The 12,296-nt window shown below is 52.4% G+C and carries 9 protein-coding genes; 8 read left to right on the top strand and 1 reads right to left on the bottom strand.

Features of this window, described 5'->3' with window-relative positions:
• Positions 1 to 165 precede the first annotated feature (165 nt).
• The 8 genes from B1748_RS02840 (at position 166) to B1748_RS02805 (ending at position 11,209) form a co-directional block, all read left to right on the top strand.
• Positions 166 to 1,965 (top strand): cache domain-containing sensor histidine kinase, encoded by a 1,800-nt coding sequence (locus tag B1748_RS02840; protein WP_087566363.1) that lies wholly within the window; start codon positions 166 to 168, stop codon positions 1,963 to 1,965.
• Entirely contained in the window at positions 1,940 to 3,523 is a 1,584-nt protein-coding gene (locus B1748_RS02835; protein WP_087566362.1) for a response regulator transcription factor, read from the top strand. Before B1748_RS02840 ends, B1748_RS02835 begins: the two co-directional genes overlap by 26 nt.
• Before the next feature lie 162 nt (positions 3,524 to 3,685).
• Positions 3,686 to 5,287: an extracellular solute-binding protein gene (locus tag B1748_RS02830; protein WP_087566361.1), complete on the top strand. Its 1,602-nt coding sequence runs from the start codon at positions 3,686 to 3,688 to the stop codon at positions 5,285 to 5,287.
• Positions 5,288 to 5,359: 72 nt separating this feature from the next.
• Entirely contained in the window at positions 5,360 to 6,322 is a 963-nt protein-coding gene (locus B1748_RS02825; protein WP_087566360.1) for an ABC transporter permease, read from the top strand.
• A gap of 15 nt (positions 6,323 to 6,337) precedes the next feature.
• A complete protein-coding gene (locus B1748_RS02820; protein ID WP_087566359.1) occupies positions 6,338 to 7,234 on the top strand; it encodes a carbohydrate ABC transporter permease in 897 nt (298 codons plus the stop codon).
• 28 nt (positions 7,235 to 7,262) lie between these two features.
• The gene (locus B1748_RS02815; protein WP_179215343.1) at positions 7,263 to 8,786 is read left to right on the top strand and encodes a sulfatase family protein; all 1,524 of its coding nucleotides are present in this window, start codon (positions 7,263 to 7,265) and stop codon (positions 8,784 to 8,786) included.
• An 81-nt stretch (positions 8,787 to 8,867) separates the two neighbouring features.
• Complete coding sequence (locus B1748_RS02810; RefSeq protein WP_179215342.1) at positions 8,868 to 9,749, top strand: AraC family transcriptional regulator; 882 nt, start codon at positions 8,868 to 8,870, stop codon at positions 9,747 to 9,749.
• Positions 9,750 to 9,817: 68 nt separating this feature from the next.
• On the top strand, positions 9,818 to 11,209 hold the full coding sequence (locus tag B1748_RS02805) for an ADP-ribosylglycohydrolase family protein (protein WP_087566356.1): 1,392 nt from the start codon (positions 9,818 to 9,820) through the stop codon (positions 11,207 to 11,209).
• Positions 11,210 to 11,361: 152 nt separating this feature from the next.
• On the opposite strand, the gene B1748_RS02800 is transcribed toward B1748_RS02805, so the two are convergent.
• Entirely contained in the window at positions 11,362 to 12,174 is an 813-nt protein-coding gene (locus tag B1748_RS02800; protein ID WP_087566355.1) for a helix-turn-helix domain-containing protein, read from the bottom strand.
• Positions 12,175 to 12,296 lie beyond the last annotated feature (122 nt).

Raw genomic sequence — 12,296 nt, 5'->3', positions numbered from 1 at the left:
TCCCTCCTGAATCTGTAACAACATAATCGAAAATGCCTAATGGTTAATCGACAGCTCAACAATAACCTGTGCTACTATTTGATTGTAGCACATTCGCTGAGCGATAACCTGGCAGCGTTTTCAAAGAGCCACCTTGCCGAATGAGAATTCGGCAGGTGGCTTTTCATGGTCATTACGATAGACGAGGGGAAGATGACATTGCGCACCATTCAAGGAAAAATGTTTATAGCTTTCAGCATCATGATTTGTCTGGCAATTATTCCGATTTCCTACATTACGTATCAAAATGCATCAAGCGTCATTGAGGAAAACGCGACGATCTTTATATCCGACAGCATCCGCAGAGCGGATGAAAAGCTCCGTTCGACGATGGAGGAAGCGGATCAGGTGGCCAAGGTAATCGTCACGCGGGATATGGTTGCGCAAAGCCTGCTAAGCGACACGGCCGCTCCCTCGTACGAATGGTTCCAGGAGAAGAAACAGGTCGAAGATTATATCGCATCCATGGCGGCCTATAAATCCTATATTCAGAGAATATCCGTTATGGGCTTTAACGGAAAGCTGTTCCAGAACGGCTTTTCGCGAATCAACCAGACGAAGCTGCAAGGTCTGATCGAGAAGGGCGAGCTGCGGGAAAATCGAAGGCATGTGTTATTCGACGCTTCCACGGAGAACTCCATGCTTCTTGTTAGGCCGTTATTAACGGGCGGAAAAAGCATCGGGCTTGGCGTAATCGAATTTCATCCCGATTTCATGAAGCGGGTCTTCGAAATCCAGCCGTTAAAAGGGAGCGTCATCGGCGTGGTGGACGGTCGCGGCCAGATTATCTATCACAGCGGCTCGAATGAGAACGTGATCTCCGATCTATCCGCGGTAATGGGGGACATGAACAAGGGGACAGGCTCGGAAGCAGCAGGCAGGCTAAAGGAAGTAAACGGCGAGACGTACTTAACCGTACAGATTGCATCCGATCTCACCGGCTGGACAACCATAGGCATGGTCCCAACAAGCGAGCTGCTGCGGGAAGTGGAGCAAATTCGGAAACAATTGATTTTGATTACCGTACTGGTGCTGTTGGCCGTACATGTCATCTCTATCGTGCTCTCAAAGCAGATTACAAAAAATCTGAAACGGCTGCATAACACGATGAAGCGGGTCGGAGAAGGACAGCTGAAGGCACGCCCGCGCATTGACACCCAAGACGAAGTTGGACAGCTAAGCGAAATGTTCACCACCATGATGACGAATGTGCAGGAGCTGATGGAGGAGACGGAGGAGAGGGGCAGACAAAAGCGGGAAGCCGAATATCGGGCGCTGCAATCCCAAATCAATCCCCATTTTCTCTATAATACGCTGAATACCATCAACTATTTGTCCAAAATTCAACAGGTGCCCAATATCGGCGAAATATCGGCGGCACTTGTGGAGCTTATGCGATTCGCGGTTGATCAGAAGCGGGATTTGATTCCGATTCGGGAGGAGCTGGAGCTGCTTAAGCGATATTTGAGCATTCAAAGATACCGATTTATGGACCGGATAACCGTAAGCATCGATGCGGAGGAGGCTACGCTGGATTGCCTGATTCCGAAATTCGTGCTCCAGCCGATCGTGGAGAACGCGCTTCTGCATGGGTTCGGCGCTTCATCGGAGAGGGCAGGAAGAATTACCATCAAAAGCTATTGCAGAGAGGGCTCAGATATGACTATCGACGTAACGGATAACGGAGCGGGGATATCGGAGGAGCAGCTTGAGGCCCTCCTTAAGCACGAATCAGAGCGGCATGCACGGGAAGGAACCGGTATCGGCATTAGCAATGTAAAAGACCGCATCAGGCTGGCTTTCGGCGAACAATACGGATTATCTATTGTCAGCGTGCCGGGGATATTGACTACGGTAGAGCTGCGGCTCCCGCAATGCAAAGAGAAAGGCGTGGTGACCCATGAACTGGAAAATCGCTTTCGTTGATGATGAACCGCTGGTACGCAGTCACCTTCGTTCCCTGCTGGAATGGGAGAAGGAGGGGTTCGTGCTTTGCGGAGAAGCAGGGGACGGACGGCAAGCGCTGGAGCTGGTCAAATCGCAGCAGCCGGATGCGGTAATCGTCGATATGAGCATGCCCGGGATGAACGGTCTGGAGCTGACCCGTCAATTGCTTGGGGCTAATCCCCGCCTTAAGGTTATCGTGCTGAGCAGCTATGATTCCTTCGAATATGTTCGTGGATCCCTTAGTTATGGCGCGGTCGATTATTTGTTGAAGCACCGGCTTTCCGCTGACACGCTTAGCGTTGTGATCCGAAGTGTCCGCAAGCAGCTTGAGGAGCGGGCAGCCCAATTGCGTGTAAAGGAGCTTGCGGATATTGCGCTCTCCAGATCCGTCCTTCATGACCATCTTCTGGGCATGGAAGTAGACATGCAGCCCCTGGAGCAATATTTCTCGGAGAGCGGCTCAAGCAGAGACAAACCCCGCTTTGTTCTTATGCTCGTACAGCTCGCTCACTACGATGTGCTCGCAGCGCGGCTGCGAGAAGAGGAATTAATTCCTTATCTTCGGTCGGTAACGGATCTGTGCGATCAGGCAGGAGGCGGATACCCTTGGAGCTGTACCGTGGCTCTGGATCGCGGAAGGTGGGCGATGCTGATTACTTGCGGCACGGAGCGCAGCGAACTTGCGGTAGCCCAGTGGATTGCCGCGAAAGGCTCCCGCTTGGAGGCTTCTCTAAAGCTGTACATGAATTTGGCGGCCACGCTACTGATCAGCCCGATCGTTCCTTCCCTTGGCAAAAGCCAGGAGGCTTATCGAAAGTTGGTCCAGGAAGTAGAAGGACAGACTCGCCAGCCAGTCCATGCCGGACTTTCCGCGAATGAGCCTTACGTGACTATCGGGCAAGAGAAGCGGCTGCTCGCCGCGATGGAGGCAGCTGATGGAGAAGAAGCGGTGGCGATTATTGGGGAGATCATGGGTTCTGATAAGAAGGGGCAAGGGAAGGCGTCGCTTCTGGAACGAGTGTCTGCGGAGCTGGTGCAGATTGCCGCCAAAATAGCACGGAAAGCAGACATTCCGGCGGAGTGGATGGTACAGGAGCTATCGATCTTCCAGCGCCCGGGATTGTCGAGCGACCAGGCGCAGGCAACTGTATGCGGCATCTATACAACGCTTGCCCAGGAACTTCAAAGATTGAACCTGACCTCCGGCCATTCGCGCCACGTGAGGCAAGCGCTGCAGATGATTGCGGGTCGATACCGGGAAGGACTCACGCTGGACGAGACCTCGGAGCGGCTGGGCATCACCCCTTCGTACTTAAGCAGGCTCGTCAAGGAAGAGACCGGACGTACGTTCACGGAGCTGCTGACGGAGCATCGCATCGAGCGGAGCAAGCAGCTGCTGCTGGAAGGGGATACGCCGCTCAAGGAGCTTCATGCCAAGCTGGGATTCAGCAGCAACAGCTATTTCATCCGCGTGTTCAAGGACGCGACGGGAGAAACGCCGCTTGCCTATATGCAACGAATCAAGGGACGCTCCTAGACGCTCCAACAAGCGGCTGCTGCATAAATTTAATATGAAAGTACAAAAAAGTGAAACGTTTTCAGATTCCCATCCGATTTATAATCAGTGCAAGTTCCTGAATGTAAGCCTTTGCATGCAGCGCTAAGGAGCCTAACAATAAGAAAAGGGGATGGACCGTAAATGTTGGTAAAAACAAGAAAGCGAATGATGATGATGCTCGCGGCCGCCTTAACGGCGACGACGCTGACTTCTGCCTGCAGCAATTCGAAGGAGGAGCCGGTCACTAGCCCAGGGAATACGGATGCGGCGAGCAACCTTACGGAAGCAGGCTTCCCGATCGTCAATGAGCCTGTAACCCTGAAGGTTTTCGGCTGCAAGGATCCGAACCATGCGGAGTGGGGGGACGTCCTCATCTTTAAGGAATATGAGAAAATGACCAATGTCAAGCTGCAATTCGATGAGCTCCCGGCGAATGCGCAAGGCTGCGACGAGAAGCGGAATCTGTTGTTTGCCGCGAATGAGCTGCCGGATATTTTCCTGAGGGCCAACCTGACCAATACGGACATTGCCCGCTACGGCCAGCAGGAGCAAATGCTCATCCCGCTGGAGGGATTGATCGATGAGCATGCGCCGAATCTAAAGAGCATCTTCGAGCAATATCCCGAGGTCAAAAAGTCGGTGACGGCTGCGGACGGTCATATCTATTCGCTGCCCACCGTGCGTCTGCAGAGCTCCGGACGATCGGAGAAGATCTGGATCAACAAGGAATGGCTCGCCAAGCTGGATCTGAAAGCGCCTGCGAATGTGGACGAGCTGTTTACGGTGCTGCGCGCGTTCCGCGACAACGATCCCAACGGCAACGGCAAGCAGGACGAGATTCCGCTCGGCTTACGGGATATCGGGATGGTCTATTCCACCTTCTCGGGGTCCTTCGGCCTGGAGCAGCAAATGGGTTATCAAATCAATATCAAGGATGATCAGGTCAACATTTGGCTGAAAGACGAACGCTTCAAGGAGCTGTTGCAATTTCTGAATCAGTTGTATAGCGAGAAGCTGCTGTGGCAGGACTTTTACGCGGGCGATATACCGAATTGGAGAAGCAATCTGTCCCAAACTCTGATCGGCATGTTCTTTATTCAGGCTTCCGATCCTTTCTTGCAGGTGGAGAATCAATTTACGGGCATGACGCCGATCGTAGGTCCTCACGGGGATCAGACCCATTCGGCTACCGGACCAATTGCAGCGCCGATCGGAACGTTCGCCATCTCCAAAGTAAATAAAAATCCGGAGGCCGCCATTCGCTGGGTCGATTATTTCTTTAGCGAAGAGGGCTCGAAATTTTTCCAATACGGCGTGGAAGGCGAGACGTATACGATGAAGGACGGCAAACCGGTCATCCATGAATCCATCAAAAATGACTCCCGCGGCTTTATGGCGGCGCTTGGCCAGGTAAATCTGGTGCCGGGAGGCAGCTTCCCGCATGTGGTCACAGACACCTACGGCAACATTGTGGAGAACGACAAGGTGTTGGAGGCTAACCAATTTATTGAAGATTATTTGCCGGAAACCGTCCTTGGCGCTCCGATCTTCGACAAGGCGACTTCGGACCAGATCATCCCGATCAAAGCGGACATTGATAAATATGTAAGAGAATCGGTCGCGAAGTTCATCATCGGCGAGCTCAGCTTCGATAAATGGGGGGAATACGCAGCTACCCTCGAGAAGATGAAGATTGACGTGCTGCAGAAGGCGTATCAAGAAGCCTATGACGCGAAGAAATAAGGAAGATTTGCTGCGGGCGGCGGCTATGCAACGCCGCCCCTGGCTTTTCCAGACCTGCGATAGGAGTGTGAAATGATGCAAGCCGAGGCTGCGAAATCGACTACATCTACAAATAGCGAGTGGAAGCCGAAGCATGTACTGCGGAAACGGATACTCGTTCGATATGAGCTCTACTTGATGTTATTTATTCCGATCATTTGGTATATTCTGTTCAAATATGTTCCGATGTACGGGATCACCATTGCCTTTAAGGACTTCTCCGCAACGAAGGGAATTTTGGGCAGTCCATGGGCGGGCTTGGCCCATTTTGAACGTTTCTTTTCTTCGGTGTACTTCTGGGAGCTGCTATGGAATACGATCTCCTTAAGCTTGTTCCAGCTGCTTGTCGGCTTTCCGATTCCTATACTGCTGGCACTTTTGCTTAATGAAATCCGGCTCCGCTGGCTGCAAAAGCTGCTGCAGAATGTGTCCTATATCCCTCACTTTCTATCGATCATCGTACTGGTGGGGATGCTGAACATCTTTCTTGATCCGGAAACGGGGAAGATCAATCAAATTTTGATGATGCTGGGCATGGATCCCGTTAATTTTATGCAAAAAGCGGAGTGGTTCCAAACCATTTTCGTGTCTTCGGGGATCTGGCAGCATATGGGCTGGGGCTCGATCATCTATCTTGCAGCGCTCAGCGGCATCGACCCTACCTTGTACGAGGCGGCCAAAATCGACGGAGCCACCAGGCTCCAGCGCATCAAACACGTATCGATACCGGGCATACTGCCGACCATTATTATTTTGTTCATCCTGCAGATCGGTCAGCTGATGGATGTCGGCTTCGAGAAGGCGCTGCTGATGCAGAATCCGATTAATGCCAGCAAAAGCGATATTTTGCCGACATTCGTGTACAAAAACGGAATTATGGGCGGCCAGTTCAGCTATACGGCGGCGGCGGGCTTGTTTAATGCCGTCATCGACTTTACCCTCCTCGTGTTGGTGAACTGGTTTGCAAAGAAAAAGACCGATTCGAGTCTATGGTAGAGAGGAGCAAAGAGCATGCAATCATCCAATGAAAACAAGCTGCGGTCCAGAGATGACAAAATTTTTGATGCCGTTCTGTATGTCATCACTGCCTTGCTCCTAATCCTCGTGGGTTATCCGCTGCTGTTCGTGGTCAGCGCCTCGTTCAGCAATCCGATTGATGTCGTGGAAGGCAGGGTCTGGTTGCTGCCGCAAGGCTTTACGCTGGAGCCTTACAAGCTGGTATTCGAGAATGAGAAAATATGGAGCGGTTACGCGAACACCGTATTTTATGCGATAGCTGGCACCTTCATCAATCTGGTTTTGACCGTGCTGGCGGCTTATCCGCTATCCCGCAGGGATTTGCCGGGTCAACAATTTCTTATGTTTTTTGTTACGTTCACGATGTTTTTCAGCGGGGGGCTGATTCCGACCTACCTTTTGGTCAAAAACCTTGGCATGAATAATACGATCTGGGCGATGCTGATTCCCGGCGCCATCGCGACCTATAATCTCATCGTGATGCGGAGCTTTTTCCAAAACAGCATTCCGAACGAGCTGCAGGAGTCGGCATGGATGGACGGCTGTAATTTCTTCCGGATGTTATGGAGCATCATCTTGCCGTTGTCCAAGCCGATATTGGCCGTTATGGTGCTGTTCTATGGCGTAGGTCATTGGAACGCGTATTTCAACGCGCTGATTTATCTCAAGGATAGGGAATTATTCCCGCTCCAGCTGATTCTGCGGGAAATCCTCATTCTGAATCAGGACGACATGGGCGGCGGCGATGTCGGCATGACGGAGCGCGTCATGCTGGCCGAGAGCATCAAGTATTCCGTCATCATCATTTCGAGCGTGCCCGTCCTGCTGCTGTATCCGTTCATTCAACGTTATTTCGTTAAAGGCGTGATGATCGGTTCGATCAAAGGTTGATATGCGGTTGCCAGAAGGAGGAAACAAGATGGATAAACGACCTAATTTATTGCTTATTCAGACGGACCAGCAATCGGCGGAAACGCTCAGTTTATACGGCAACCCGGCATTAGAGACGCCAGTACTCGAAAGCCTGGCCGAACGCGGCGTTGTATTTGACTTCGCCTTCTGCAATTATCCCGCCTGTTCCCCGTCAAGATCATCGATGTTTACGGGCAGGTATGCCTCCTCCATCGGAGTTCATGCGAACCACATGATGATTAATCCTGCGGAGACAACGCTGCCGCAAGTGCTCAAGGAGCATGGCTATCAGACGGCGATTATCGGGAAAAATCATGCTTTCATGGAGAATACCAAGACCTACTATCCCGCCGAAGTCGCGGATCGCGAGAAAGCCAGCGTGCTGAGACAAGTATTCGATTACGTCCGGCTGGCCGATCACGGGCATCTGGTTGACGGCTACAGAGACGATCCCGAAACCATGGCGGCGCATGAGTGGTCCCATACTTGCTGGGTAAGCCCTTTGGGCCATGGAACCAATCCTGCCCGTCCGGAGAAATGCGGCACCTACCTGCTTGGGGAAACGATGATGGATTATCTCGAAAATGAACGTGATCCCGAGAAGCCGTTTTTCGCCTGGCTTTCCTTTCCGGATCCGCATACGCCTTATCAAGCGCCGGAGCCTTACGCCAGCATGATTGATCCCGCCAAGGTGCCGCTTCCGCCAAAGGACATGTTGGAAGGAAAACCGGAGCGACAGCAGGTGGCCTATCTGATGGATGCGATGGATACGGCGGACGATAAGCTGATTCGCAAGGTACGGGCGATCCATTACGGCATGATCCGATTTATCGACGATACGCTCGCCGGCGTGTTCGCGAAGATGGAGGAGCTCGGCTTGACGGACAATACCGTCGTCGTTTTTACGTCCGACCATGGCGACTCGATGGGGGCTCACGGGCTCATTCAGAAGCACAACATGTTCTACGATTCCTTTACCCATGTGCCGTTTATTGTCGCGGCTCCGGGATATCAGGGACCGCGACGAACAAAACATCCGGTCGAGCTGGTCGATATTATGCCGACCTTCCTGGACATGGCGGGCATTCCGATTCCGCCGGGGGTTCAGGGCAAGAGCCTGGCTCCTTATCTGAGGGGAGAGGATTATACGCCACGGGAATTTGTCGTCATCGAGAGCGGCGAAGAAGGGGAGCCGATCCGCGTCTCCGATATTACCGTGCGCCCGGAGCATCCGTTCGACGATCGTTATTTCGTCTGGTGCGCCTATCGCGAGGCATGGGTGGGGAAGGGCAAAAGCATTCGCACGCTGGAGTGGAAGCTGAACATCTACGCCAGCGGCGAAGGCGAGCTTTATGACCTGGTTAACGACCGCGACGAGCTGCACAATCGCTTCGAGGACCCGGCCTTCGCGAGCATTCGTTCGGAGCTCGAGCGCAAGCTGCTGCTTTGGACGATGGAAAAGGAAGACCGTCTTCCTTTAAATGCGACAGTGAAGTTGAATTATGCTGAGGTTAAGGCGAAACATGCGTAGGCGGGGGCTGATTCGTTTTGATCTTTTGGCATGTTGACAGCGCTACAGTGTCCCTCTACGATGAAGTCAGAGGTGAGAAGCATGGTCAAAAGCATGCGTCTGAACATTGAATACGAACATGATATCGCGATCAACGCCTTTTATTGGACGCCGCGTTCGTATAGAGAACCGCTGCACTATCATGCGAGCCTGGAGATCGGCTGCTGCGTGTCGGGCGAGGGCGAGTTTTATTTCGGCTCCAAAAAATACGTTGTCGCTCCAGGAGATATATTTATTGTCAATCATACGGAAAGGCATATCGCCTGCTCGGCGGAGCATAACCCAAGCTCCTATTTGTTCCTGAATTTCGATCCTGGTCTGTTGCTGGAGGAGGACGAACGATTGCTGCTTCCCTTCTCCATTCCTTCGGAACGGTTTCAGAACCTGATTCCTTCGGACTCGGCATTGGCAACAGCGATTTGGCCATTGATGCAATCCATATGGCTGGAGCTGGACCGAAAGCTGGAGGGATATCAAATGATGGCCAAAGGCTTGCTGCTGCAAATCGTTTCCCATCTGCTGCGTAGCTGCAGCACCGATATTCCGCCATCCGAATGGAGGGAAATAACCGATTCCTTCTCGAACTTCCGCATCATATCCGCTTATATGCAGGAGCACTTCAATGAGCCGCTGGATCTTGAACAGCTTGCCCGTATGCTCCATCTGAGCTCCTCCAGAGTGTCGAGAATGTTTCAGGAAGTACTCGGACGAGGCTTCAAAGATTATTTGTTATTACTCCGGCTCGCAGAGGCGCGCCGTCTTTTGGTACGGACGGATATGCCGGTGACCGAGGTTTGTTTTGCAAGCGGATTCCAGAGCGTTTCTTCCTTCTATCGTTTATTTGCCGGAGCGGAAGGCATCTCTCCTATGGCCTATCGGAATAAATATTCTGGAATTGCAATTTTTGAGAATGAGCTGCCTTGATCTGGGAAGCGCTGAGACTAGTCTTCTTATATAATCAGTCCTAAATAAGCGGAAGGGATTGAAAACTTATGGCTGGTTGGGATCCATTGAAAGCGCTCGTAAGAGAAGAGGTTGTCCAAAAAACGGAAGAGGGGTGCGACACGCAGGGCTTCGCTCAAAGAGTGGAGGAAGCGGGCGAAGATGAAGGGAAGCTTATGAGTCTGTATGAGGAACTGTCCAAGCTGCAAGCGAGAACGGACTTCCCTTATGAGGAGCCGTCAGAGCTGGAGAGCATTCGCAAGCTGCGTCCGGAAGGACCGCGCCGTCTGAAGGCTGGATGGTCGGAGCAGCAATGGCGCAACAAATTTTATGGAGCGTGGCTGGGACGGAGCGTCGGTTGCGCCCTTGGCAAGCCGCTTGAGCACGGGCCTTACATGGCTGGAGCAAATGGCAATCCCGGCTGGAGAAACGTTCAGCTCTGGTTTGAAGGCGCCAACGCCTGGCCGATTCAAGGTTACACGCCGATCGAATCGCCGGGAGCGAAGGAGTTGGGTCTTGCTCATTACGGTTTGAAGAGCACGCGCGAGCGGATCGCATTTATGGAAACCGACGACGATATTCGTTATACGGTGCTTGGATTAATCATGCTCGAAGAGAAAGGACTGGATTGGGATTCATGGGATATCGGCAAGCTATGGCATAATCGCCTCACTTATGCTCAGGTTTGTACGGCCGAGACGCAAGCGTATTTGAATTTTTCTCAAATGACCTCTCATATGAAGCCTGACAGACCGGAGAACTGGAAAGAAAAACTGGAATGGGTTCGCACGCATTTGAATCCATATCGCGAGTGGATCGGCGCCCAAATTCGCGCAGACGGCTTTGCGTACGGGGCAGCCGCACAGCCCGAGCTGGCTGCCGAACTGGCATGGCGCGATGCCTCCTTCTCGCATATCAAGAACGGGATTTACGGAGAAATGTTCGTAGCGGCGATGATTGCCGCCGCGTTCGCCGAGAAGGACCCGCGCCGGATCGTCGAGATCGGCCTTAGCGAAATTCCGGCGACGTCCAGGCTTGCTGCGGATATCCAAAAGGCAGTGGAGATCGCATCCGCGGCCAGGGATCAAATCTCGCTGGTTGATCGAATCTGGGAATCGTTCAAGCATTATCATCCGGTTCATACGAATAATAATGCGGCGCTGGTCGCGGCTTCCCTGATCTTTGGCGGCGGGGACTTTGAGAAGGCGGTCACAACTTCCGTACTGGGCGGCTGGGACACCGATTGCAACGGGGCGACGGTAGGATCCATTATGGGCGCGGCATTGGGAGCAGATGCGCTTCCTTCCTCATGGACGGCTCCTCTAAACGATACGTTGTATGCGGACCTGCCTGGCTTTCATCCCATTGCCATTTCGGAATGCGCGGAGCGCAGCTATAACGTTTTCCGCAAGCTGTCTGGACAATTGGCAGGTAACAGCTAGCTGCTTGGGAATCCGGTACTCCGGGCTATTTGCCGACAGATCCGTTCACGAACAAGCCGTTATCGAATTTGAGCGAGCAAGCGGTATCGGGCTTTCATTCCGATGCCGCTTTTGATGATGTTCAGGCTCAGAATGAGCGTTACCCGTTCATGTTAGTCATTTGCGTGCAAAGCGCCCCGCCTTCCCGCCTTCGAAGGGCTGTAGCCTCTAACTTTCTTGAATTGCTTGCTAAAATAATAGATGTTCTGATAGCCAAGCGCTTCCGCTACCTCTCCTACCATCATGCCGTGCTGGTTTAGCAGCAGCTCCGCGCGTTCTATCCTTTTCTCGATGATATAGCTCTCGATCGTCTGGCCCATCGTTTCCCTAAACTTCATGGAAAAGTAGCGCGGCGACAAATACGCCTGCTTCGCCAGTTCCGCGATCGTGCCGGCCTGAGCCGGATTTTCCCGAATCGTTGCGGCGATCTTCGTCATGGCTTCGAGATGCGGTCTCCGTCTTCTAGAAGCCTCTTTGCTGGACAAGCTCTCCCGTTCCAATCCCATAAGAAGGAGGCGAAGCAGCATGCAGGCTTCTTCTTTATGGCGGTACTCCCTTAAGGTCATAACTTGCACGAATCTGTCCAGATAGGCTTCGAAAACGTACGGGAAAGAAATATCATAGCGGGACGGGAGAGCGGCCAGCATTTCGGAGCTCCCTTTTGCAGTGAAATGAATATAGGTGACGACTAGCGGCAGGTCGGGATTATGCCAGGCGTCCACGCGGTCGCCCGGCCGAAACAGATAACACTGGTTGTGCGACAGCGGATGCTCCTCGCCGTTAAGGACAAGCCGCCCTTCTCCCCGCCATACATACCACAGATCGTAATCATGAAACGGAACATCGCCGCGATTCCACTTCCACCCCCGTTCGCAAACGACCTTGCCGTAAGACTCTCCCGGAATGAACAATGGAATCTCCAGCATCTCCCACCCAGCTCCTTTCTTCCTGCGTATACGTCAAATTGTATAAATAGTTGAATCAAATCATTCATTTCTTTCACCTGTTTATTACTCTATCATTGAGTGATAGAAACGACAAATATTAT

The organism is Paenibacillus sp. MY03 (assembly GCF_002165585.1).
GTDB classification, from domain to species: domain Bacteria; phylum Bacillota; class Bacilli; order Paenibacillales; family Paenibacillaceae; genus Pristimantibacillus; species Pristimantibacillus agaridevorans.
The sequence above is the reverse complement of the archived record's forward strand: the minus strand, read 5'-3'. Positions and strand labels throughout refer to the sequence as shown.

Coding starts and splice junctions, on each gene's coding strand:
- B1748_RS02840 (WP_087566363.1), top strand. CDS start 166: ATGGTCATTACGATAGACGAGGGGAAGATGACATTGCGCACCATTCAA.
- B1748_RS02835 (WP_087566362.1), top strand. CDS start 1,940: ATGAACTGGAAAATCGCTTTCGTTGATGATGAACCGCTGGTACGCAGT.
- B1748_RS02830 (WP_087566361.1), top strand. CDS start 3,686: ATGTTGGTAAAAACAAGAAAGCGAATGATGATGATGCTCGCGGCCGCC.
- B1748_RS02825 (WP_087566360.1), top strand. CDS start 5,360: ATGATGCAAGCCGAGGCTGCGAAATCGACTACATCTACAAATAGCGAG.
- B1748_RS02820 (WP_087566359.1), top strand. CDS start 6,338: ATGCAATCATCCAATGAAAACAAGCTGCGGTCCAGAGATGACAAAATT.
- B1748_RS02815 (WP_179215343.1), top strand. CDS start 7,263: ATGGATAAACGACCTAATTTATTGCTTATTCAGACGGACCAGCAATCG.
- B1748_RS02810 (WP_179215342.1), top strand. CDS start 8,868: ATGGTCAAAAGCATGCGTCTGAACATTGAATACGAACATGATATCGCG.
- B1748_RS02805 (WP_087566356.1), top strand. CDS start 9,818: ATGGCTGGTTGGGATCCATTGAAAGCGCTCGTAAGAGAAGAGGTTGTC.
- B1748_RS02800 (WP_087566355.1), bottom strand. CDS start 12,174: ATGCTGGAGATTCCATTGTTCATTCCGGGAGAGTCTTACGGCAAGGTC.